General features: G+C 71.0%; 22 protein-coding genes. 14 read left to right on the top strand and 8 right to left on the bottom strand.

The window, feature by feature from the left end:
- The first annotated feature begins 50 nt into the window (after positions 1-50).
- The 4 genes from C1707_RS06370 (at position 51) to C1707_RS06355 (ending at position 1,789) form a co-directional block, all read left to right on the top strand.
- Positions 51-392, top strand: a complete 342-nt coding sequence (locus tag C1707_RS06370; protein ID WP_101711161.1) for a YMGG-like glycine zipper-containing protein — start codon at positions 51-53, stop codon at positions 390-392.
- Positions 393-509: 117 nt separating this feature from the next.
- Entirely contained in the window at positions 510-980 is a 471-nt protein-coding gene (locus C1707_RS06365; RefSeq protein WP_101711162.1) for an OmpA family protein, read from the top strand.
- Between the two features lie 326 nt (positions 981-1,306).
- On the top strand, positions 1,307-1,507 hold the full coding sequence (locus tag C1707_RS06360) for a hypothetical protein (protein WP_101711163.1): 201 nt from the start codon (positions 1,307-1,309) through the stop codon (positions 1,505-1,507).
- Between the two features lie 9 nt (positions 1,508-1,516).
- Complete coding sequence (locus C1707_RS06355; protein WP_101711164.1) at positions 1,517-1,789, top strand: hypothetical protein; 273 nt, start codon at positions 1,517-1,519, stop codon at positions 1,787-1,789.
- Between the two features lie 112 nt (positions 1,790-1,901).
- Here C1707_RS06355 and phyR read toward each other — a convergent pair whose 3' ends face one another.
- Entirely contained in the window at positions 1,902-2,693 is a 792-nt protein-coding gene (phyR, locus tag C1707_RS06350; RefSeq protein WP_101711165.1) for an anti-anti sigma factor/receiver protein PhyR, read from the bottom strand.
- A gap of 231 nt (positions 2,694-2,924) precedes the next feature.
- Between phyR and nepR the strand changes: the two genes are divergently transcribed.
- The 5 genes from nepR (at position 2,925) to C1707_RS06325 (ending at position 6,949) form a co-directional block, all read left to right on the top strand.
- Positions 2,925-3,110 carry an anti-sigma T factor NepR gene (gene nepR, locus C1707_RS06345; RefSeq protein ID WP_101711200.1) on the top strand — a complete coding sequence of 62 codons (186 nt, stop codon included), beginning with the start codon at positions 2,925-2,927 and terminating at the stop codon, positions 3,108-3,110.
- A gap of 2 nt (positions 3,111-3,112) precedes the next feature.
- Positions 3,113-3,718 (top strand): sigma-70 family RNA polymerase sigma factor, encoded by a 606-nt coding sequence (locus C1707_RS06340; RefSeq protein ID WP_101711166.1) that lies wholly within the window; start codon positions 3,113-3,115, stop codon positions 3,716-3,718.
- Entirely contained in the window at positions 3,715-5,433 is a 1,719-nt protein-coding gene (gene phyK / locus C1707_RS06335; protein WP_101711167.1) for a sensor histidine kinase PhyK, read from the top strand. Before C1707_RS06340 ends, phyK begins: the two co-directional genes overlap by 4 nt.
- Positions 5,434-5,499: 66 nt before the next feature.
- A complete protein-coding gene (locus C1707_RS06330; RefSeq protein WP_101711168.1) occupies positions 5,500-5,637 on the top strand; it encodes an entericidin A/B family lipoprotein in 138 nt (45 codons plus the stop codon).
- A gap of 208 nt (positions 5,638-5,845) precedes the next feature.
- Positions 5,846-6,949, top strand: coding sequence for a hypothetical protein (locus tag C1707_RS06325; protein WP_240633879.1), 1,104 nt, complete (start codon positions 5,846-5,848; stop codon positions 6,947-6,949).
- A gap of 7 nt (positions 6,950-6,956) precedes the next feature.
- Here C1707_RS06325 and C1707_RS06320 read toward each other — a convergent pair whose 3' ends face one another.
- The 3 genes from C1707_RS06320 to chpT all read right to left on the bottom strand — a co-directional run bounded on the left by C1707_RS06320 (position 6,957) and on the right by chpT (position 8,979).
- Positions 6,957-7,787 carry a CheR family methyltransferase gene (locus C1707_RS06320; protein ID WP_101711169.1) on the bottom strand — a complete coding sequence of 277 codons (831 nt, stop codon included), beginning with the start codon at positions 7,785-7,787 and terminating at the stop codon, positions 6,957-6,959.
- Positions 7,784-8,161, bottom strand: a complete 378-nt coding sequence (locus C1707_RS06315; protein ID WP_164467293.1) for a response regulator — start codon at positions 8,159-8,161, stop codon at positions 7,784-7,786. Before C1707_RS06315 ends, C1707_RS06320 begins: the two co-directional genes overlap by 4 nt.
- Before the next feature lie 134 nt (positions 8,162-8,295).
- Positions 8,296-8,979, bottom strand: coding sequence for a histidine phosphotransferase ChpT (chpT, locus tag C1707_RS06310; protein WP_101711170.1), 684 nt, complete (start codon positions 8,977-8,979; stop codon positions 8,296-8,298).
- Positions 8,980-9,117: 138 nt separating this feature from the next.
- On the opposite strand from chpT, the gene C1707_RS06305 reads away from it, so the two are divergent.
- From C1707_RS06305 to C1707_RS06285, 5 genes are all read left to right on the top strand, one after another.
- A complete protein-coding gene (locus tag C1707_RS06305) occupies positions 9,118-9,309 on the top strand; it encodes a DUF3553 domain-containing protein (protein ID WP_101711171.1) in 192 nt (63 codons plus the stop codon).
- Positions 9,306-10,085, top strand: coding sequence for a 3'(2'),5'-bisphosphate nucleotidase CysQ (gene cysQ, locus C1707_RS06300; protein ID WP_101711172.1), 780 nt, complete (start codon positions 9,306-9,308; stop codon positions 10,083-10,085). The genes C1707_RS06305 and cysQ overlap by 4 nt, the downstream gene beginning before the upstream one ends.
- 175 nt (positions 10,086-10,260) lie before the next feature.
- Entirely contained in the window at positions 10,261-12,666 is a 2,406-nt protein-coding gene (locus tag C1707_RS06295) for a TonB-dependent receptor (RefSeq protein WP_101711173.1), read from the top strand.
- Positions 12,667-12,867: 201 nt separating this feature from the next.
- On the top strand, positions 12,868-15,537 hold the full coding sequence (locus C1707_RS06290; protein ID WP_101711174.1) for a PAS domain S-box protein: 2,670 nt from the start codon (positions 12,868-12,870) through the stop codon (positions 15,535-15,537).
- A gap of 73 nt (positions 15,538-15,610) precedes the next feature.
- Complete coding sequence (locus C1707_RS06285) at positions 15,611-17,278, top strand: MFS transporter (protein WP_101711175.1); 1,668 nt, start codon at positions 15,611-15,613, stop codon at positions 17,276-17,278.
- A gap of 7 nt (positions 17,279-17,285) precedes the next feature.
- Here the strand turns inward: C1707_RS06285 and C1707_RS06280 are convergent, their stop codons facing one another.
- From C1707_RS06280 to C1707_RS06265, 4 genes are all read right to left on the bottom strand, one after another.
- Positions 17,286-17,594: a hypothetical protein gene (locus C1707_RS06280; protein ID WP_101711176.1), complete on the bottom strand. Its 309-nt coding sequence runs from the start codon at positions 17,592-17,594 to the stop codon at positions 17,286-17,288.
- Positions 17,591-19,327, bottom strand: a complete 1,737-nt coding sequence (locus tag C1707_RS06275; RefSeq protein WP_101711177.1) for a heparinase II/III family protein — start codon at positions 19,325-19,327, stop codon at positions 17,591-17,593. Before C1707_RS06275 ends, C1707_RS06280 begins: the two co-directional genes overlap by 4 nt.
- 9 nt (positions 19,328-19,336) lie before the next feature.
- Positions 19,337-19,996: a ribulose-phosphate 3-epimerase gene (gene rpe, locus C1707_RS06270; protein WP_101711178.1), complete on the bottom strand. Its 660-nt coding sequence runs from the start codon at positions 19,994-19,996 to the stop codon at positions 19,337-19,339.
- Between the two features lie 69 nt (positions 19,997-20,065).
- Positions 20,066-21,349 (bottom strand): RsmB/NOP family class I SAM-dependent RNA methyltransferase, encoded by a 1,284-nt coding sequence (locus tag C1707_RS06265; protein ID WP_101711179.1) that lies wholly within the window; start codon positions 21,347-21,349, stop codon positions 20,066-20,068.
- Positions 21,350-21,454: the final 105 nt, after the last annotated feature.

The raw sequence follows: 21,454 nt of genomic DNA, 5'->3' as shown, positions 1-21,454 counted from the left end.
CGCTCATGCTCCGTTTGAGTGACCGGGACACGCTCGAACGGAGAGCCAAGATGAAGACCACAGTGATCGCCGTGGCGGCCGCCGGCCTGCTGGCCACCGCCTGCACGGCCACCGGCAACACCGAACGCAACGCCGCCGGCGGCGCGGCTCTCGGCGCCCTCGCCGGCGCCGTGATCGGCAACAATGTCGGCGGCGGCGACGCCGGTACGGGCGCGGCCATCGGCGCGGCCATCGGCGGCACCGCCGGCGCCATCAAGGGCTGCCGCGAAGACGGCGGCTGCGGCGCGACCAACGTGAATCGCCGCCAGTACTATGACGAACGCGCTGGACGGTATTACTACTACGACTCGCGCAGCGGTCGTTACTTCTGGGAAGACGGCAGCCCCCGCTAAGGCGGCCTCGTCCAAACAGGATTTCGAAGGCGGTCGGCGCGCGTCGGCCGCCTTTGGCATGTCCGGGCAATGGCTCGTCAAGGCGGCGACACGTTGGGTGCAACAAGAGGGCGACGAATGAGCAAGGCTGGCGTTTGGATCGCCATGGCGGCGATCGGTGTTGCGGCGGCTGGCTGCGCGAGCGGCCCGTGGCCCAAGTCGAGGTCGCAGATCGAGGCCCTTCCGGCGGCCTGCGAGGACTTCGCGGTGTCGATCTATTTCGAGCGCGACTCCGCGGCCGTGACCCGCGAGGCCCGGCAGGTGCTGCGCGGCGCCGCCGACATGGCCAAGGGCTGCACGGCCAGGAACGTGCACGTCGTGGGTCTGGCCGACGCCGTGGGCGCCCCGGACGCCAATCTGGCCCTGTCGGAAAAGCGCGCCGCGGCCGTGACGGGAGCGCTGGCCAAGGTCGGCTTCCGTCAGGTGTCATTCGAAGTCACCGCCGCCGGCGACGCCGGGGCGACCACCCGCGATGGCGAAGCCCGTCCGCTGCGTCGCCGCGCCGACGTGCGCATCGACCTGGAAGGTCCCGCCAAGCCCAAGTCCTGAACTGGGCGCACGAAAAAGGCGGGTCGGTGATCCGATCCGCCTCAAGGCGCTACAGAAAGGGGGTTGCGGAGACGGCAGGCTGGCTCTCGCCAGCCTCAAGTCGGGGGGGCGTCGCCGCCTCCGCAGACATAGAACGACCTCCCCCGCGCGGCGTTCCCACGGTTTCGAAAATTATTTCGCCCAGTTGGCGAACGTGTCTGGCGAACGTTTCTGGCGCAAACTTCCGGCGAACCGTCCGTTCGCCTCTCCGCCGCCTGGAACGCGGCCGTGCTCGAAACGTTGTTCTTCCGACCCCGCGACTTCGCGGGCGAAAGGGGAGCGATGCGATGATCCGCGCCTATCAAGCCGCGCATGGCGGTCTGGTCTTCGAAACCCAGCGTCGCCGCAGGCAGGCCCGGAGTTCGCGTCTGCTCGCCGTGGCGACGGTGCTGGGCATGGCGCTGGCGGTCGGCACCGTCCAGCATTTCGCCGCCGCCCAGCTCGACGCCGGCCGCACGGCTCCGGCCGCGTGGAACGACGCGAAATAGGAGACGCCCATGGCGACCGACATCAACACCGAACATTCGCCGACCCTGAAGGCCACCCGGGCGCGCCAGGGCCGTTGGGGCCGGCACATCTTCTGGGTGCTGGTGATCTCGATCGTACTGGCCGCCATCGCCCTGTTCGGCAGCTGGGGCATGCGTTCGGGCGAGCTGGCCTCGGTCGAGGGCAACACCGGCGCCAACACCCCCGCCGAGGCCCAGCAGGGCGGCACCGAGCTGACCGCGCCCAAGCAGACGCCGCAGGAACAGACCGCGCCGGCCCACTAGGTTCGCGCGGGGCTGGGAAGGGCTCGCCAGAAGCCCGACGGAAACGCACCAAAGAGAAGGCCCCGGCGATCGCTCGCCGGGGCCTTCGTCGTTTCGTGAACCAAGCCGGCCGTCAGGCGGCCTGGCGGGTTCGGCGCGGATGGAAGAACAGCGCCTGGCCGATCGCCGCCTTCACCGTTTCCGGCTGGAAGGGCTTGGTGATCAGGAAGGTCGGCTCCGGACGCTCGCCGGTCAGCAGGCGTTCGGGGAAGGCGGTGATGAAGATCACCGGCACGTCGAGGCGCGCCAGGATGTCCTTCACCGCGTCGATGCCCGACGAGCCGTCGGCCAGCTGGATGTCGGCCAGCACCAGGCCCGGCGTGCGGCGCGCGACGGCGTCGACCGCCTCGCCGCGGGTGGCGGCGATGTCGATCACGTCGTGGCCGAGCTCACGGACCAGCGCCTCGATGTCGGCGGCGATGACCGGCTCGTCCTCGATGATCAGCACCTCGGTGGCCAGTTCGGCGTCGATCTCGGCCTGGGCGTCGGCGATCAGCCGCTCGACCTCGCCGAAGTCGCAGTCGAGGATCTGGGCCGCCTCGGTCGGCGTGAAGCCTTCCAGGGCCGTCAGCAGGAACGCCTGACGCGAGCGCGGGGCGATGCGCAGCAGGCGCTGCGAGGCGTCGTCGGAAACGTCGTCGCGGCGGGCTTCGAGCTGGGCGCCCGAGGTCAGCCAGATGGCGTGGAACACGCGATAGAGCGCGACGCGCGGCGAAAGCGCCGCGTCGAGCGAGCGCTCGCCGGCGGCCAGCGCCTCCAGCGCCACCCGCACATAGTGGTCGCCGGTCGTCTGGTCGCCGGTCAGGGCGCGGGCGTAACGGCGGACGTAGGGCAGGTGCGGCGCCAGTCGGGCAAGAAGACTCATGACCCCTCCCGTAGAGTGTCTTCGAAACAAAAAAGGCCTTCTGTCACGGCAAAGCTATGCCGTTCAGTCGAGTGCATAACGTGCCCTGCGCGAGGGCGGTTCCGCACCCATCGGAATTTTGGCAGTCTATGCTCAAGCTTATGGAACCCGGTGCGGAATGTGGCGTTGAACTCCAGCATTTACACATTCGGCCGCAGGGGGCGGACGCTGCGCACAACCGGCGTCGAGGACATGATCGAACACGTACCCATGGAAGATCAACGCAAGGGAGCCGCCTCGCTCGACGAGGCGCGGCTTCGGCAGCAGGCCATCGGCGTCAAGCTTCGGCAGATGTTCGACGAGGTGGTAAACGAGCCGGTCCCGGACGAATTCCTCGACATCCTGCGCAGGGCTGAAAAGCCCTCGGGAGAGCGTTGAGCATGAGCGAAGCGCAAGTCGGCCGGTCGCCCATCGATCCGGTCCGTGACGAGACCTTCAAGAAAGAGCTCGTCACCCTCATCCCGCACCTGCGGGCGTTTGCGCGCACCCTCACCGGTGACCCGACCGCCGCGGACGATCTGGCCCAGGACGCCATGATGAAGGCCTGGGACGCGCGCGCCAGCTTCCAGCTGGGCACGAACATGAAGGCCTGGACCTTCATGATTCTGCGCAACCAGTTCTACTCGGAGAAGCGTCGCTCCTGGCGTCAGAGCCAGCTCGACCAGGAAGCCGCCGAGCGGACCCTGGTGGCCGTGGACGATCCCGAGGCCCCCGTGGCCCTGGACGAGCTGCGCATGAGCCTGGCGATGCTGCCGCCCGAACAGCGCGAAGCGCTGATCCTGGTCGGCGCCGGCGGCTTCGCCTACGAGGAAGCCGCCGACATCTGCGGCTGCGCGGTCGGCACGGTGAAGAGCCGGGTCAGCCGGGCGCGGCGAGCGCTGCAGGCCATCCTGGAGTCGGGCGGCTATGAGCGTGACGGCGGCGCGGCAGGCGACGCCATGCACGCCATCCTGGCCGATGCGGAGCGCCTGAGCACCCAGCGGTGAAGCGCGTGTACGGCCGGGCGGCGGACGTCGTCGGCACGATCCGGATCCGGCTGGGCCTCACGCTGGTGGTGTTCCTGCTGCCGGTGCTGGTCATCGGCGTGCTGCAGTCGTACCTGGCCTTCAGGACCGAGGGTGACGCCCGGCGGCAGAGCCTCGAGCTCGCCGCCGGCCACAGCGCCGCCACGGCCCGCGCCCGCATCGAGGCGGCTGGCGTGCTGCTCCAGACCCTGGGCCCCGGCTCGGTCGGCCTGGAGTGCGCCCGCCGGCTCGACGCGGTGAAGTCGCGCCTGCCCGGCTACGCCAACCTGATCCGCTTCGATTCCTATGGCCGGGTGGCCTGCGCCGCCGGCACCACGCCGCGCGACCCCGAGCGCGCCCAGCGTCCCTGGTTCCTCGACCTGGCGGCCGGCGCCCACCTGGCCGTCGCCCCGGCTCCGGGCGCGGTCTATGCCGGCGAGCCGTCGGTGCTGACGGCCGTCCGCGCCGAGGACGCCGCCGGCGTGTTCGACGGCGCCATGGCCGCCGTGCTGACCCTGTCGAGCCTGAAGCCCCAGACCGCCAACCGCTTCCTACCCGACGGCGCCGAGATCGGCCTGGCCGACGCGCGCGGCGCGGTGTTCTCGGCCACCGATCCCAAGGCCTTCGGCCCGGCCGCCGCCCATCTGCGCGAGGGAACCGAAGCCGGCCAGAAGACCATCCTCTGGTCAGGCAAGGACGCCCAGGGCCGTCGCCGGCTGTTCTCGGCCGCCCCGCTGGTCGAGGACGACGTCTTCGTCATGCTGTCGGCCCCGGCCCCGGGCATCGTGTCCTGGGCGACCCTGACCCCAATATCGCGCCTGCTGCTGCCTCTGCTGGCCTTCGCCCTGGCCCTGGCCGGCGTGCTGTGGGCGACCGAGCGCGAGGTGATCCGCTGGATCGTCTATCTGCGGCGGGTGGCGGCGATCTACGCCAAGGGCCGCTTCACGGTGCGTCCCGTGCAGGCCTCCGAGCGCGCCCCGCCCGAGATCCGCGAACTGGCCAAGACCCTGGACGACATGGCCGTCGGCATCGTCCAGCGCGACGCCTCGCTGCGCGACAGCCTGGCCGAGAAGGACTCGCTGATGCGCGAGATCCATCACCGAGTGAAGAACAACCTGCAGATCATCACCTCGCTGCTGAACATGCAGCAGCGCGCCCTGACCGACCCGGCGGCGCGCACGGCGATGAACGACACCCGCCAGCGGATCACCGCCCTGGCCCAGATCTATCGCGCCCTCTACCAGGGCCCCGACCTCAAGCGCGTCGACCTGCGCCCGTTCCTGGAGGAGCTGACCGCCCTGCTGCTGGCCGGCGACATCAACGGCCAGGGCTCGGTGCGCACCGAGGTCCACGCCGACCCGCTGGTCATCGACCCCGACCGGCTGGCCCCGCTGGCCCTGTTCGCGGTCGAGGCCATCACCAACGCCCAGAAGCACGCCCTGTCCGAACGCGGCGGGGTGCTGACGGTCGACTTCTTCGTGCGCGGCGAAGAGGCCGAGCTGGCCATCGGCGACGACGGCCCCGGCGCGCCGGCCGGTCCCGGCGAGGGCGTGGGGCGCACCCTGATGACCGCCTTCGCCCGCCAACTGCGCGGCCAGGTGAAGTTCGACGCCAGCCCGATGGGCGGCCTCCTTGTTCGGCTGGTGTTTCCGACGCCCCAGGCCCTGCCGCCCGTGCAGCATCAGGCCGGAACCTAGGCCTGCCGGCCACGTTTGCTCTGGGCAATCCACAGCGCCCGTCAGGGCGAGCACCGGAGAACTCTCATGCGCAAGTTCGTCATCCTGGCCGCCCTCGCCGCCAGCCTCAGCGTCGCCGCCTGCAACACCGTCGAAGGCGCCGGCAAGGACGTCTCGTCGGCCGGGGCCGCCGTCAGCGACACCGCCCGCGACGCCAAGAACTAAGCCGGACCGAACCGTCCGGACGAAGGGCCCGCCCCCAGCCAGGGGCGGGCCCTTTGCTTTCGCGAACCATCCTGTTGCAGCCATGGCGCCGAGCCGGCGCCGGCGCGTCTCGCTTGCGCATCAAGCGTTGCGAGGCTGAAAAGAACCCACGCGATTTCCTGTCGCCCGGGAGATAAGCCGGACAACCGGGCCGGCGATCCTCGGGACCATGACGGTCCAGGTCGCCCATCCCGATCCCGCCCCGCCCCCGGTCTTCGTGCACAGCGGCTGGCGCTGCTCGAGCACCTATGTGTGGAGCCGCTTTCGCGCCCTGGCCGGCGTACGCGCCTATTACGAACCCTGGCACGAGCAGCTGGCGACCCTGACGCCCGAGCGCATCGCCCGCGAGACCCCGCGCGCCAGCGGCCTGCGCCATCCGGGCGAGGACGCTCCCTACCTGGCCGAATTTTCCGGCCTGCTGCGGCCCGGCGGCGGCGTCGCCGGCTACCAGTCCCGCTTCGCCCTCGACGACTACTTCCTGCCGGCCGGCGCCCAGGACGCCGCCCAGACCGCCTATGTGGCCGGGCTGATCGCCCACGCCCAGGCCGTCGGCCAGACCCCCGTGCTGGCCTGCTGCCGCACGCTCGGTCGCGTCGACTGGCTGCGCCGACGGTTCGGCGGCTTCCACGTGGTGCTAATCCGCGATCCGCTGCAGCAGTGGCTGTCGTTCCACTCGCTGCGCAAGCGGCCGCGCCCGACCTATTTCGAGCTGTGCCAGTACGTGCTGCTGTCGGAGACCGCCGGCGCCGAGCGGCTGGCCCGGCAGCTGGGCCTGCCGGCGCCGAAGGGCGGCGATCTGGTCCGGCGCATCGCCTCGGTGCGTCGCCGCCTGAAACGGGCCCCGGTCCGCGTTTCGTTCGCGGCCTTCCTGGCGGTCTATCTGCTGTCCTATCTGAAGGCCCTGCCCCAGGCCGACCTGGTCGTCGACGTCGACCGCCTGGGCCAGGATCGCGACTACGCCGCCCGCGTCACCGAGGCCCTAGAGGCCGGCTGCGGCCTGTCGCCGGACTTCTCGGACTGCCGCACGCCGGCGGCGCACGACGCAGTTCCGGCCGCGTCCTACCGGCGGATCTCGCGGCAGGTGATCGACGCCCTGGACGCCCGCGCGGCCCTGGCCGCGCCGGGTCCCGCCGCCTTGCTGTTCGCCAAGCTGTCGAAGGCCATGGCCGAAGCGCCCGAACCGCCCACGTCGATGCGGCGGCGGCTGGCCGGCTGGTTCTCGGAAGTGCGGGAAACCCTGTCCCCGCGCCGTCGGCGCCGGGCGCGGGTCTAGTCCGGCTCTAGGCCGCGGCGGCGCGGAAGGCAGGGTCGCGGGCGAACAGGCCCGGACGTCCCGGCACGGGCCGCAGCGCCTCGGTCACGCCGGCCAGGCTCTCGCCTTCGCCCAGCACCAGCAGGCCGTCCTCGGTCAGGCGGGCGGCCATGGCCTCGACCACGCGGGCGCGCACCGACGGATCCAGGCCCGGCAGCACGTTGCGCAGCACGACCAGGTCGAAGACCCCCATGCCCGTCAGGTCGGACACCAGGTTGATTCGCCGCCAGCGCACCGCCTGGCGGATGCGCGGCGAGATCGCCCAGGTCTCGTCCTGGTTCTCGAAGTGCTTGATCAGCAGCCGGATCGGCAGGCCGCGCTGCACCTCGAACTGGGTGTAGAGACCGCTCTGGGCCTTCTCCAGGCAGCGCTCGGAAAGGTCGGAGGCGAAGAACTCGAACCGCACGCCCGGCTCCAGGCCGCGCGCCTCGTCGGCGGCGATGGCCAGGGAGTAGATTTCCTGTCCGGTGGAGCAGGCCGCGCTCCAGACCCGCACCGAGCCGTCCTTGCGGCGGCGCGACAGCTCCGGCATCGCCACGTCGCGCAGGAAGGCGAAGGTGTCGCGATCGCGGAAGAAAGCGGTTTCGTTGACGGTCAGGGCCTCGACCACCGCCCAGATCAGCCGCTCCTCGCGCTTGGCGCGCAGGGCCGCCATCAGGGCCTCGATCGACGGATAGCCTTCGCGCCGGGCCAGCGGGGCCAGGCGGCTCTCGACGACGTAGTGCTTGTCGGTCTCGACCTTCAGGCCGGCGCGGGCGCGGCCCAGGGCCGCCAGCAGATCCATGTCCTCGGGGGTCATAGCAGGCCCGCCTCGGCGAACTTGGCGGCGATGATCTCGCCGTCGAAGGGCTTCATGATGTACTCGTCGGCGCCGTGGTCGAGCGCCAGCCGAATGTTGTCGACCCTGTTCTCGACCGTGCAGAACACCACCACCGGCGTGTCGCCGCCCGGCTCCTGGCGCAGGCGCTGCAGGAATTCCAGGCCGTTCATCACCGGCATGTTCCAGTCGAGCAGGACGGCGTCGGGCATGGCCGCGCGACACCAGGCCAGCGCCTCCATGCCGTCGGCGGCCTCGGCGATCTCGAAGCCGATGTCCTCCAACGCACGGCGGGCCACCTTGCGGATCACCCGGCTGTCGTCGACGACGAGGCAGGTCTTCACGGCGCGCTCCAAATCGGCGAGCGCGTCAGGCGAAAGTGTGTGCGGTTTCGCCGACTGACGCGCTCGAAATTCAAGACGGCCAGCATGGGCCGATCCGGGTTAAGGAGCGGTGACGGCGCGGAAAAACGTCCGGCTCGGTCGGCGCCTCAGTCGGCGGGGGTCCAGGCGGCGATGCTGACCCGCTCCTCGGCGATCTCGACGCCGATCTGGCCGCCGGCGGCGCGAACCACCGAGAACAGATAGGCCGCCTGCACCCACGGGCCGCCCAGGCCCTCGCCCAGCGGCTCGCCCTTCAGGCCGGCCAGCACCTCGGGGCGCAGGCGGGCGCGGGGCCCCACGGCGTCGGCGGTGATGGCCGTGCGGCCGTCGGCGACGACGGCGCGCAGCGTGGCCGCGCCGCCGGCCGGCAGGGCGCTGGCGGCGATCTGGGCGATGTTGAGCAGGGCGCGCGAGGCGGCCTTGTTCAGCGGCTGCGGCGCGATGTCCCAGGTCAGGCTTGGCCGAACGTGGGCGAACACGCCCTGCTGGGCCAGCCGCTCCAGCTCGCGGGAGTCGAAGGACTCGGCCGAGGCCGAGGCGCCGAAGGCCACGCGGGTGAACTGCAGCAGGTCGGCCAGCTTGCGGGCCGAGCTGCTGATCAGGCTCATGGCGTCGTCGCGCATGTCCTGGGCGCTGGGATCCTCCAGCAGATCCAGGCCCGAGACGATGGCGCTGGCGGGGCTGATGAAGTCGTGACACAGGCGCGCGGCCACCAGGGCGGCGAAATCCGGACCGTTGACGTCCAGCGAGGCGGCGGACGCGGGCGAGGCGGGGGCGGCGGTGTCGGTCATGGGCGCGATCTTTGGCGTGATTTGGGGCTTTGGCAAACGTCGCCGCGAAAACGGTTTCAACCAGGCCGCGCACAGATCGACGCCGGCCGACGCCTAAAACCGCTCACACTTTGCGTCGTCTCGCACTATCAGGGAGCCGTGATGGATCCGTTTCTCGAACCCGGCGTGCTTGTGCGCCATCCGGGCCAGCCCGACTGGGGCCTTGGCCAGGTGCAGTCCGTGACCGGCCATCGCGTAACCGTGAACTTCGAAGAGGCCGGCAAGCAGACGATCGACGCCCGTGTCGTGAGGCTGGTTTTCGTCGGCGACGACCCCCGAGGACAAGCATGAGCTCCGCCCCCATCCCGGCCGACATCGGACGCGACCTGGCCCGTATCGTCGAGGCCGCCGCCGAGGTGATCCTGCCGTTCTGGCGGACCGAGCTCGACGTCGTGCGCAAGGCCGACGAAAGCCCGGTGACCGAGGCCGACCGGGCCGGCGAGAAGGTCATCCTGGCGCTGCTGGCCGAGCGCTATCCCGACATTCCCGCCATCTCCGAGGAGCATGCCTGCGAGTACGGCACGCCCGACCAGATCGGCCCTCGCTTCTTCCTGGTCGACCCGGTGGACGGCACCAAGGCCTTCGTGCGCGGCGATCCCAATTTCACCGTCAACATCGGCCTGATCGACAACGGCGCGCCGGTGGCCGGCGCGGTCTGCGCCCCCGCCACGGGCGAGGTGTGGTTCACGGCCGACTGCGGCGTGGTCAAGCGCGAGGGGCCAAGCGGCGACGAGACGCCGGTGCGGGCGCGCGCCTGGCCCGAGGGGCAGGCCCTGGCCCTGGTCAGCCACACCATGAAGGAAGACAAGGCCACCGCCCTGGCCGACCAGTACGGCTTTTCCCTGCGCGCGCCGATGGACTCGTCGATCAAGCTGGCCCGCATCGCCGAGGGCGCGGCCGACATCTATCCGCGCCACGGACCGACCATGGAATGGGACACCGCCGCCGGCCACGCCCTGATCGTGGCCGCCGGCGGCCGCTTCACCACGCCCGAAGGCGAGCCGTTCCTGTACGGCAAGGCCGACCAGGGCTTCCGCAACGGCTGGTTCGTCGCCCGCGGCGCCTGATACGAAGCCGATACGTTGCATAATGGTCACGGTTGCCGCGCGCAGCGGCGGCCGTGCTCCTCCTGCGACTGATTATTATTGCACCCCGGCAATTGCGTACATAAGAACGCCTCGCAATTTCAGGACAGGGGCCGCGGATCCTCCCCCGCGACCCGAGCTGGGGTCTCTCGACAAGATGCAAAAGTCTTCCTCGCCCGCCGTCGCCGGCGTTCGCAGCCAAGCCCGTCGCGCCCTGGGCGCCGCCGCCGTCGCCGGCGTCGCGGGTCTGGCCCTGGCGCCCGCCGCCTTCGCCGCCGACGCCGTCGACGCTCCGGTCGCCACCGCCCCGGGCGCGGCCGACGTGCAGGAAGTGTCCGGCGTCGCCGTCGACGCCCGCAAGGCCACCGACATGCAGTCGGGCAAATACACCGCCCCGCTGGTCGACACGCCGCGCTCGATCACCGTGATCTCCAGCCAGATCATCGAGCAGACCGCCGCCACCTCGCTGCAGGACATCCTGCGCACCTCGCCGGGCATCACCTTCGGCGCCGGCGAAGGCGGCCAGCCGCTGGCCGACCGTCCGTTCATCCGCGGCCAGTCGTCGGGCAACAACATCTTCGTCGACGGCATCCGCGACACCGGCGGCCAGACCCGCGAAGTCTTCAACCTGGAACAGGTCGAGGTCATCAAGGGTCCGGACTCGGTCTACAGCGGCCGCGGCTCGGGCGGCGGCAGCATCAACCTGTCGACCAAGTCGCCCAAGACCAGCAACTTCCTGCGCGGCTCGGCCGCCATCGGCACCGACAACTATTACCGCGGCACGGCCGACGGCAACTACGCCTTCGGCGAGAACGCCGCCCTGCGCCTGAACCTGATGGTCACCGAAGGCGACACGCCCGGGCGCGACAGCGTCGACTTCAAGCGCTGGGGCATCGCCCCGTCGCTGGCCTTCGGCATCGACACCGCCACCCAGCTGACCTTCAGCTACTATCACCTCGATACCGACCAGGATCCGGACTACGGCATCCCGCTGGTCACCAAGCGCGGCACCGCCGCCAACAGCTGGGGCCCCACCTCGCCGGACGGTCGCACCAAGCCGGCCAGCGGCATCCTCGACGTCTCGCGCGACGCCTATTACGGCCTCGATCGCGACTGGATGAAGACCAAGGCCGACATCGCCACGATCGCCGTCCGCCACGAGATCAACGACGACTTCTCGGTCCGCCAGGCCTTCCGCTATGGCAAGACGCTGAACGACTACTTCGTCACCAACCCCGGCGACGGCGGCGTGGCCCAATTCGTGGCCGGCGAGTGGTGGATGAAGCGCGGCACCAAGTCGCGCTGGAACGAGACCACGACCATCGCCTTCGTCAGCGACGTCAGCGGCAAGTTCAACCTCGGCTCCATCGAGAACAGCTTCAACGCCGGCTTCGAGCTGGGCCGCGAGCAGAACGACAACGCCAGCTACACCTTCTACACCGCCAGCGGCTCGAGCTGCCCGGTCGGCTTCACCGGCGCCGGCACCGGCGACTGCACCCGCCTCTACGCGCCCAACCCGAGCGACGCCTGGAGCGGCACGATCAACCGCGGCCCGGCTTCGCAGTCGAAGACCAAGACCGCCGCGATCTACGCCTTCGACACGCTGAAGCTTACCGAGAAGCTGCTGCTGAACGTCGGCGTCCGCTACGACGACTACTCGACCAAGGGCTACAACGCCGCCTCGACCAACACCAACGGCGTGATCACCTCGGTCAGCTACACCAACGTGCCGAAGACCAGCTGGGACTTCGTCAACTACCAGATCGGCCTGAACTACAAGCCGACCGCCTCGAGCAGCATCTACGGCTCCTTCGCCACCTCCTCGACCCCGCCGACCATCGCGGCCGGCGACCAGAACGGCTCGGGCGGCATCGGTTCGGGCAGCCTGTCGACCAAGGTCCTCGATCCTGAAGACACGACCAGCTACGAGCTGGGCGCGAAGTGGAACCTGTTCGGCGACCAGCTGGCCCTGTCGGGCGCGGTGTTCCGCACCGAGCGCAAGAACGCCCAGATCCTGGTCGGCCCGGCGGCCACCGACTTCGCCCAGGTCGGCGAGACCCGCGTGCAGGGCGTCGAGCTCGGCGTGTCGGGCAAGATCACGCCGAAGTGGCAGGTGTTCGGCGGCTACACCTACATGGACAGCGAGCTGGTTCGCGGCGCGGTGACTGTCACCACCACCGGCACCGGCTCCAACGCCGTCACCACGGTGACGCCGCACCTCAACACCGGTGATCCGCTGGCCAACACGCCGAAGAACACCTTCAGCCTGTTCACGACCTACCGCGTGCTGCGCCCGCTGACGATCGGCGGCGGCGCCTACTACGTGTCGAAGACCTTCGGCGGCAACCAGGGCGGCGCCGGTGGCGGCGGCAACGGCATCTACATCCCGTCCTACACCCGTTACGACGCCTTCGCCTCGTACCAGGTCAACGACAAGGTCGACCTGCAGCTGAACGTCCAGAACCTGACGGACGAACGCTACATCCTGCGCACCAACGGCGTGCACCACGCCGACCCGGCGCCGGCCCGCCAGACCATGCTGACGCTGAACGTCCGCTACTGATCCCTTCGCCCCGGCGAAGCATCACGCAGAAGCCCCGTCCGGAGCGATCCGGGCGGGGTTTTTCGTTAGGGGCGGCGGGCGACGTGATTTTCGTCCCCGCGACGCGATCGTCGCGAGATTTCTCGCGCTCAACGCGCCGGCGCCAACCTTAAGTTTACCCTTGGTCGCGACAATCCGCCTCACCTTCCGCCGGGAGCTGGGATGTCCTCGTCGCGCTCGCCAGACACGCCGCCCGCGCCTTTGAGCCAGGCCGAGAGCGCGCAATGGTTCTTCGAGAACGCCCACGACCTGTTCGCGGTCGTGGCCGAGGGGCGTTTCGCCACCGTCAATCCCGCCTGGACCCGCCTGACCGGCTGGACCGCCGCCGAGCTGATCGGCCAGTCGCCCCTGAAGTTCGTCGACCCCGCCGACCACCAGGAACTGCTGGAGTCCGGCAAGGTGATCCAGGGGATGGGCGGCGCGGTGATGCGCGTGCGCATGATCTGCAAGGACGATCGCCGCATCTGGCTCGAGGCCCATGCGCGCCTGGGCCCGGCCGGCGAGATCGTCGGCACCCTGCGCGACGTCTCGGCCGAGGTGGCCCGCAAGGCCGAGCAGGCCGTCTCCCGCCGCACGCGCGAGATGCTGGCCTCGGCCGCCGGGGTCGGCGTCTGGAGCTTCGATCCCATCGCCCAGCGCGTCGAGTGGTCGAGCGACATCCTCAGCCTGACGGGCCTGCGTCCCGAGGAAGTCTCGACGCCCGACGCCTTCTACGCCCGCCTCGACGAGCCGGAACGCAGCCGCGTGCGGTCGACCTTCCTGCGCGCCGTGCGCACCGGCCAGGGCGGCACCATCGAACACCACATGCGCGGGGCCACGGGCCAGAAGTTCGCCTTCCGCGCCACCTTCCAGACCGAGCCGCGGCCCGGCGGCGTCTTCGCCCTGCGCGGCATCTCGCAGAACATCACCGACGTCGCCCGCGACCGCGACCTGGCCCGCTGGGGCGAGGAGAAGGCCCGCAAGCTGGTCGAGGGCGCGCCCTTCGCCGTGGCCCTGTACGACCGCGAACTGCGCCTGACGGTGGTCAGCCCGCGCTTCCTCGACATCTTCCAGGCGACCGAGGCCGAGGTCATCGGCAAGTCTCTGCACGACCTGACCTACGGCTCGCGCAAGCGCTTCGTGGCGGCCGTGGAGCGGGCCCTGACCGGCCAGACGGTCGTGCGCCGCGAGGACAGCCTGACCGACGGCCACGGCCGCGAGCACCGCCTGCGCTGGGAAGCCCGCCCCTGGCGCGACGCCACCGGCGCCATCGCCGGCGTCATCACCTACATGGACGACGTCACCGCCCTGACCGAGGCCCGCCGCGAGGCCCGCGCCAACGCCCGGCGGCTGAAGACCGCCCTGGGCGCGGCCCAGGCCGGGGTCTACGAGATCGACCACGCCGAGAAGACCTTCTGGGGCTCGCCGGAATTCCACCGCATCCTGGGCCAGCGGATCACCTTCGACGACGTGCGCCAGGCGATCTGGCCGATGATCCGCTCGGAGGACGTGGCCGCCGTCTACGCCGCCGGCGCCGTCGGCCGCTGGGGCGAGCGGGCCTTCGACGCCCGGGTGGTGCGCCCCAATGGCGAGGAGCGCTGGATCCGGCTTTTCCACGAGATCCGCCGCGACGCCTCCGGCCGGGTGCGCAAGGCCTACGGCCTGGTGCTCGACATCGACGAGCAGAAGCGAGCCGAGCTGGCCCTGGTGGAGGCCGAGCGGGCCGCCCAGGCCGCCAACGAGGCCAAGGCCCAGTTCCTGGCCAATATGAGCCACGAGATCCGCACCCCGATGAACGGCGTGCTGGGGGTCATCCACCTGCTCAAGCGCCAAGGTCTTTCGGCGGAAGCCGACCACCTATTGGGCGAGGCCCTGGCCTGCGGCCGCATGCTGTCGACCCTGCTCGACGACATCATCGACTTCTCGCGCATCGAGGCCGGCCGCCTGGACGTCGCCCCCGAGCCGATCGACCCGGCCGACCTCGTCCACAGCGTCGCGCGCCTGCTGCGCGCCCAGGCCGAGCACAAGGGCTTGGCCCTGGTGGTCGACGCCCCCGACCAAGGCGTCGTGCTGGCCGACCCCACCCGCCTGCGCCAGGCCCTGTTCAACCTGGTCGGCAACGCCGTGAAGTTCACCCTATCGGGCTCGGTCTCGCTGCGCCTGCGCCGGGCGGAAGGGGACAAGCTGGTGTTCGAGGTCTCCGACACCGGCGTGGGCATTCCGCGGGAAGCCCAGCAGCGGCTGTTCCAGCGCTTCCAGCAGGCCGACGCGAGCACCACCCGGCGGTTCGGCGGCTCTGGCCTGGGCCTGGCCATCACCCGGCGCCTGGCCCAGATGATGGGCGGCGAGGTCGAGTTCAGCTCGATCGAGGGCGAGGGCTCGACCTTCAGCCTGTCGATCAGCGCCCCGCCCGTGCAGACCGCGCCGCGCGACGAGAGCGCCGGAGACAAGATGCTGGAAGGCCTGAAGGTACTGGTGGTCGAGGACAACCCCACCAACCGCATGGTCGCCCGCCGGATCCTCGAGATGCTGGGCGCCGACGTCGAGACGGCCGAGGACGGGCTGTCGGGCGTGGAGGCGGCCGAGCGCGGATTCGACCTGATCCTGATGGACGTGCAGATGCCCGGCGTCGACGGCCTGGAGGCCGCCCGCCGGATCCGCGCCCTGCCCGGCCCGGTCGGCGCCACCCCGATCGTGGCGCTCACGGCCAACGTGCTGGCCCACCAGCGGGCCACCTACATGGCCGCCGGCATGAACGGCGTGGCGGCCAAGCCGATCTCGCCCACCGCCCTGCTGGCCGAGATCGTCCGCGTGGCCGAGGTGACCAGCGCCGCGGAGACGGCGGCCGCCTGACGGCGCCCGCGATCGGCGCCCTTTCAGCGACCGGCGTTACAGGCTACTCCTCCCGACAATTAGGGGGATCCGCATGACGGACACGACGGCCGGCGCCGCTCAGAAGAAGGGCGCCTCGATGCGCACGGTGGTGGCGGCCTCGTCGGCCGGCACGGCCTTCGAGTGGTACGACTTCTTCATCTTCGGCAGCCTCGCCCAGGTCATCTCCAAGACCTTCTTCACCGGCCTGTCCGACACCGCCGGCTACGTGGCGGCCCTGGCCCTGTTCGGAGTGGGCTTCGCCTTCCGGCCGCTGGGGGCGCTGGTCTTCGGCAAGATCGGCGACCAGGCCGGCCGCAAGGGCGCGTTCCTGGCTACGGTGCTGCTGATGGGCGGCGCCACCTTCGCCATCGCCCTGCTGCCCACCTTCCAGCAGGCGGGGATCATCGCGCCCATACTGCTGATCATCCTGCGCTGCGTGCAGGGCTTCGCCCTGGGCGGCGAGTACGGCGGCGCGGCGATCTACGTCGCCGAGCATTCGCCGCCGGGCCAGCGCGGCCGGGCGACCTCGTGGGTGCAGAGTTCGGCGTCGCTGGGACTGTTCGCGGCGCTGATGGTCATCCTGGCGACCCGCTGGGCGCTGGGCGCTCTGGTGGGCCCGGAGGCCTTCGACGCCTGGGGCTGGCGCATCCCCTTCGCCGTCTCGATCGGCCTGCTGGCGGTCTCGGTGTGGATGCGGCTGAAGCTCAGCGAAAGCCCGACCTTCGCCAAGATGAAGGAAGAGGGCGCGGCGTCCAAGGCGCCCTATGCCGAGGCCTTCGGCCAGTGGAAGAACCTCAAGCTCGTATTGCTGGCCTTCTTCGCCGTGATGTCGGCCCAGGGGGCGGTCTGGTACACGACCTTCTTCTACATCCAGACCTTCATGGAGAAGTTCCTCAAGGTCTCGCCGGGCCTGATCAACGGCCTGATGATGGGGGGCGCGGCGGTCAGCGCGGTGCTCTACGTCGTGTTCGGCGCGCTGTCGGACAGGATCGGCCGCAAACCGGTAATGCTGGGCGGCATGGTCCTGGCGCTGGCCTTCTACTTCCCCGGCTTCCACCTGCTGGAGCGCGCCGCCAACCCGGCGCTGGCCGAAGCCTCCGCCCGCTCTCCGGTCACGGTCACCGCCGATCCCAAGGACTGCGCCCTGCAGTTCGATCCCATCGGCAAGGCCGCCTTCGTCTCGTCCTGCGACATCGCCAAGAGCACCCTGGCCAACGCCGGGATCTCCTACGCCAACCATGCCGGCCCCGCCGGTTCGCAGGCGATCGTCCAGGTAGGAGAGACGCGCATCGTCTCCAAGAGCGCCAAGGGCCTGCCCGCGCAGGAAGCCAAGGCGGTGAAGGCCGCCGGCGAGGCGCAGATCAGGGCGGCGCTGGCCAAGGCCGGCTATCCCACCAAGGCCGACCCGGCCCGCATGAACCTCTGGGGCGTGTTCGGGGTGCTGCTGGTGTTCGTGATCGGCGCCACCGCCCTCTACGGCCCGCTGGCCGCCGCCCTGGTCGAGCTGTTCCCCACGCGGGTGCGCTACACCGCCCTGTCGCTGCCCTACCACATCGGCACGGGCTGGATCGGCGGCTTCGTGCCGTTCAGCGCCTTCGCCATCGTGGCGGCGGTGGGTGATATCTATGCGGGGCTCTGGTATCCGGTGATCTTCACCCTGATCAGCGTGCTGGTGACCGCGTTCCTGCTGCCGGAGACGAAGGACCGGACATTGGACTGAAGGCGCTTCAGCGCAGCACGACGTCCCTGACGCCCGAGACGAGCAAGATCTCGCCCGTCATCCGCGTGAAGGTCAGCAAGCCAAGACCCGTCGCCGCCAGGACCAGGTACTGCCACCGTCCGGCCCGCCGTGATGCGGCCAGGCCCGCCACGACCATGAGGCCGCTCATAACGGCCTGTACGGCCGTGGGCCAAAGCACGCCCGGGGCTTCGGAGCGGATGTAGGGAAGGCACGAGGCGAAACCGCCGCCGACCAGCAGGGCGCCCAGGAGCGCCCACCCGACCTGACGCCAGGCGGTAAAGGGGCGCGCGGTCAATGGTCCGTCGCCCGGGCCAGCTTCCAGCGGATCTTGGCGCCCTTCTCGGCCCGGACCTGGCTCTTGAGCACGATCACGCCGGCCTGGCGGGCGTGGCCGTGGTCGAAGTGCGGGGCGGCCAGGACGGCGACGTCGGGCGCGTCGTTGCGCAGCCACCAGCCGACATTGGACGGCCCCTTGATCAGCACGCTCTTGCCGTCCCGGGCCAGCGAGGCGCGGGCGTCGGGATGCAGGTGGAAGCTGATCTTGAACGGGTGATAGCGGCGCGGCCCGTCGAGCTTGGCCTCGGCCATCGGGATCAGGCTGTCCTCACCGCGCAGTTCGTCGGCGGCGAGATCAAGGAACAGGCGGCGGGCGTGCTTGAGGCCCAGGCGCCGCCAGCCGTCGTGAACGATGTCGAGCCAGACGCCCTGCTCGCCGTCGTGGCGGCGGGACTCGACGCTGGTGGCCCCATCGACCAGCCAGGGCCCCAGCGCCGCGGCCCGGAAGCCCGACAGAGGTCTACCAGCCGAGCCCTCGCCCACCGACACCGTCGAGGCCGCGTCGGACAGGCGGAAGGCCTGGGCGTTGGCGGCCTCGGGGCTCCAGCCGCTGGAGGTGATCAGCCGGTCCTTGCCGCAGATGATCTCGAGCGCCGCCGGCTGGGCGCAGGCCGCCCGGCTGAGCGCTCCCACGGGCGGCGCGCCGGCGTCGGCCAGCACCTGGATCATGCCGCCCTGCATCTTCTGGAAGCCGGCGTGCGGCATGTCCATCGGCGGGCGCGGACCGTGGTCGTCGTGAGCCAGGGCGGCGGCGATGCGGGCCGGGTCCGCCGTCTCGCCGCCGTGGAAGGCCGCCAGCTTGCCGTCGGCCAGGGTGAAGAAGCGCAGGCCCGACGACAGCCGGTCGATGGCCCGGCTGACCGCCTCGGGCGTCGGCCGGCCGCGCTGGCCCAGGGCGTCGTCGAGGGTGAGCAAGTCGAACAGCAGCTCCAGCCCCGCCTCGGGCGAGCGCGCGGCGTGGCCGCCGTCGGGCAGCACGATGACGTCGATCTCGCGGGCGACGCGGCGCAGGCCCTCGGCCATCAGCCGGTCGGCGGCCTTGCCCACCAGGGCCGCGCCGGCCACGGCGACGACGATCGCCCGCTCCAGAACGCGGTCAGGCGCGTCGGAGGCCTTCATCAGCTGGCGGGCGCCGCGGGCGATGTCCAGCGCCAGGGCCGCGCTCTCGGCGTCCGAGGCGCCGGGCGACAGGGTCTTGGCGGCGCAGGCCAGGTGGAAGGTGCGGCGCTCCAGGCACTCGCCCGACCACGAGAAGGCGTTCCAGGTTCCGAACACCCGCCGCCAGTCCTGGATCAGGCGCAGCGCCCGGCGCGCGCCCTCGGGACCATGGACCAGCAGGCCCGGCAGCCAGTCGAAGCGGTGCAGCGCCACGGCGAAGGCCCGCGAGGGGCTGGGGGTGTCGAAGGGGTCGCCCTCGGTCCCGACCTTCAGGCTCTCGTCGTGCAGGGTCAGAACGCCGTCCAGCAACTGGCGGCCGCGCTGGACGTCGACGGGGCGGGGATCGTGCGGCCGGCCCGACAGGCCCACGGGGCGCGGCGACGAGATCACCGCGCGATGCGGCGGCGAACCGAACCACTCGCGCTCGACCGCGGCCCGGGCCGAGGCGGCGACCGACCGCGACAACACGACTCCGCGCCGCAGGGGACGCCCGGCGGGCCTGGAAGCGGAGGGCGTAGCGGGCGCGCCGGTCATGCCGTGGCGTCAGCCCCCTTTGAGAGCGCTGATGTTGGCGGCGTAGGCGTCTGGTCCGCCCTTGAACACCGCCGAGCCGGCCACCAGGGCCGTGGCGCCGGCGGCGACGCATTGCGGCGCGGTGGCTGGGGTCACCCCGCCGTCGACTTCCAGGATGATGTCCAGGCCCTGGGCGTCGATCAGCTTGCGCAGGGCCTCGACCTTGCGCAGCTGGCCCGGAATGAAGCTCTGGCCGCCGAAGCCGGGATTGACCGACATGACCAGCACCAGGTCGACGTCCTCGAGGATCCATTCGACGTGGTCGAGGCTGGTCGAGGGGTTGAACACCACGCCGGCCTTGGCGCCCAGCTGGCGGATGCGCTTGAGCGAGCGGTGCAGGTGCGGACCGGCTTCCGGGTGGATGCTGATGATGTCGGCGCCGGCCTCGCGGAAGGCTTCCAGGTAGGGATCGGCCGGGCTGATCATCAGGTGCACGTCGAACGGGATCTTGGCGTGCGGCCGGATGGCTTTGACGATGTCGGGGCCCAGCGTGATGTTCGGCACGAAATGGCCGTCCATGACGTCGACGTGCACCCAGTCGGCGCCGGCCGCCTCGATGGCGGCCACTTCGGCGCCCAACTTGGCGAAGTCGGAGGCGAGGATCGACGGGGCGATGATCGGCGCGGTCATAGTATCCCTGGATTACCGGTCAAAGGCTCAAGCGACAAGCGAGTGGAAGCCAGGTTTGGCTCCCGCGCTCTACCTGGCCTTCACGAAACGGGCCGCGAAGAAGCCGTCCTGGCCGCCTTCGCGATGATGGGGCAGCAGGCGCAGCGTCCCGCGGGCGGTCAGGCTGGCCTCCGGCGCGCCGCCCTCGCCGGCCGCGATCGGCGACAGCGAGAACTCCGGATGGCGGGCCAGGAAGGCCTCGACCTGGGCCTCGCCCTCCTCCGGCTCCAGCGAGCAGACGCAGTAGACCATGCGGCCGCCGGGCGCGGTGCGCTGGGCGGCGCTGTCCAGCAGGGCCGACTGCACGGTCGCCAGACTGGCCACGTCGCCGGGACGGGCGGCCCACAGCACGTCGGGATGGCGGCGGAAGGTGCCTGTGGCCGAGCACGGGGCGTCCAGCAGCACGGCGTCGAAGGCGCGCTCGTCGGTCCAGGTCGAGGCGTCGGCGGCCACGACCTCGGCTTCCAGGCCCATGCGGGCCAGGTTCTCGCCGACCCGCTTGAGACGGGCGGCCGAACGGTCGACGGCCGCCACCTGGGCGCCGGCGGCGGCCAGTTGCAGGGTCTTGCCGCCGGGCGCGGCGCAGAGGTCGACGGCGGTCTCGCCGGGCTTGACGTCCAGCAGGCGGGCGGGAATGGCGGCGGCGGCGTCCTGCACCCACCAGGTTCCGGCCTCGAAGTCGGGCCAGCCGGCGACGTCGCCGCGACGGCGGGTGCGCAGGGTGTCGCCCGGCAGGATCTCGGCCTCCATGGCCTCGGCCAGCGCCGCCAGGTCGGTTCCCGGCTTCACGGAGAGGTCGGTGGCGGGCTCCTCGGCCACGACCGCGGCCAGGGCACGGGCGTCGTCCTGGCCCCAGGCGCTGGTCCAGCGGGCGAACAGCCACGGCGGCACCAGGGCGGACGGGTCGTCGGCCGGCGCGCCGTCGCGCAGCAGGCCGCGCAGCACGGCGTTGACCAGGCCCTTGAACGGGCGGCTGGCCTTGTTGGCGCCGGCCAGCTCGACGCTGGTCGCCACGGCGGCGAACGCCGGCACGTCGAGGAAGAAGGCCTGGGTGGCGCCCAGGCGCAGCAGGTTGCGCACGCGGGGCGGCGGCTCCTTGCTGAGCTTGGCGGCCAGGGCCCGGTCGACGGGCCCCAGGCGGCGCAGGGCGGCCATGGCCAGGGCGCGCGCGAAGGCGCGCTCACGCGGCTCCAAGGCGCGGAAAGCGTTGGTCGTCGCGGCCTCGTCGAGGCCGCCGCGGCGCGAAAGGGCCGCGTCGAGTAGGGCGAGGGCCGCTTCCCGGGCGGGAAGGCCGTCGTTCAGTTCCTGAGTCACCGCCCCGCCGTGCCCCGCAATGAGCGCGAGCGCAAGCCCCTAGAGCCTTTTAGCTTCGCGCGGAAACGCCTGAAGCGTGCAAAAAGGCTCGATCTTCCTTCGAGA

It is taken from the genome of Caulobacter flavus (assembly GCF_003722335.1).
Lineage (GTDB): Bacteria > Pseudomonadota > Alphaproteobacteria > Caulobacterales > Caulobacteraceae > Caulobacter > Caulobacter flavus.
Note: the sequence above shows the minus strand (reverse complement) of the source record. Positions and strands in the feature narration are given on the sequence as shown.

Coding starts and splice junctions, on each gene's coding strand:
- C1707_RS06370 (WP_101711161.1), top strand. CDS start 51: ATGAAGACCACAGTGATCGCCGTGGCGGCCGCCGGCCTGCTGGCCACC.
- C1707_RS06365 (WP_101711162.1), top strand. CDS start 510: ATGAGCAAGGCTGGCGTTTGGATCGCCATGGCGGCGATCGGTGTTGCG.
- C1707_RS06360 (WP_101711163.1), top strand. CDS start 1,307: ATGATCCGCGCCTATCAAGCCGCGCATGGCGGTCTGGTCTTCGAAACC.
- C1707_RS06355 (WP_101711164.1), top strand. CDS start 1,517: ATGGCGACCGACATCAACACCGAACATTCGCCGACCCTGAAGGCCACC.
- phyR (WP_101711165.1), bottom strand. CDS start 2,693: ATGAGTCTTCTTGCCCGACTGGCGCCGCACCTGCCCTACGTCCGCCGT.
- nepR (WP_101711200.1), top strand. CDS start 2,925: ATGATCGAACACGTACCCATGGAAGATCAACGCAAGGGAGCCGCCTCG.
- C1707_RS06340 (WP_101711166.1), top strand. CDS start 3,113: ATGAGCGAAGCGCAAGTCGGCCGGTCGCCCATCGATCCGGTCCGTGAC.
- C1707_RS06330 (WP_101711168.1), top strand. CDS start 5,500: ATGCGCAAGTTCGTCATCCTGGCCGCCCTCGCCGCCAGCCTCAGCGTC.
- C1707_RS06325 (WP_240633879.1), top strand. CDS start 5,846: ATGACGGTCCAGGTCGCCCATCCCGATCCCGCCCCGCCCCCGGTCTTC.
- C1707_RS06320 (WP_101711169.1), bottom strand. CDS start 7,787: ATGACCCCCGAGGACATGGATCTGCTGGCGGCCCTGGGCCGCGCCCGC.
- chpT (WP_101711170.1), bottom strand. CDS start 8,979: ATGACCGACACCGCCGCCCCCGCCTCGCCCGCGTCCGCCGCCTCGCTG.
- cysQ (WP_101711172.1), top strand. CDS start 9,306: ATGAGCTCCGCCCCCATCCCGGCCGACATCGGACGCGACCTGGCCCGT.
- C1707_RS06295 (WP_101711173.1), top strand. CDS start 10,261: ATGCAAAAGTCTTCCTCGCCCGCCGTCGCCGGCGTTCGCAGCCAAGCC.
- C1707_RS06290 (WP_101711174.1), top strand. CDS start 12,868: ATGTCCTCGTCGCGCTCGCCAGACACGCCGCCCGCGCCTTTGAGCCAG.
- C1707_RS06285 (WP_101711175.1), top strand. CDS start 15,611: ATGACGGACACGACGGCCGGCGCCGCTCAGAAGAAGGGCGCCTCGATG.
- C1707_RS06275 (WP_101711177.1), bottom strand. CDS start 19,327: ATGACCGGCGCGCCCGCTACGCCCTCCGCTTCCAGGCCCGCCGGGCGT.
- rpe (WP_101711178.1), bottom strand. CDS start 19,996: ATGACCGCGCCGATCATCGCCCCGTCGATCCTCGCCTCCGACTTCGCC.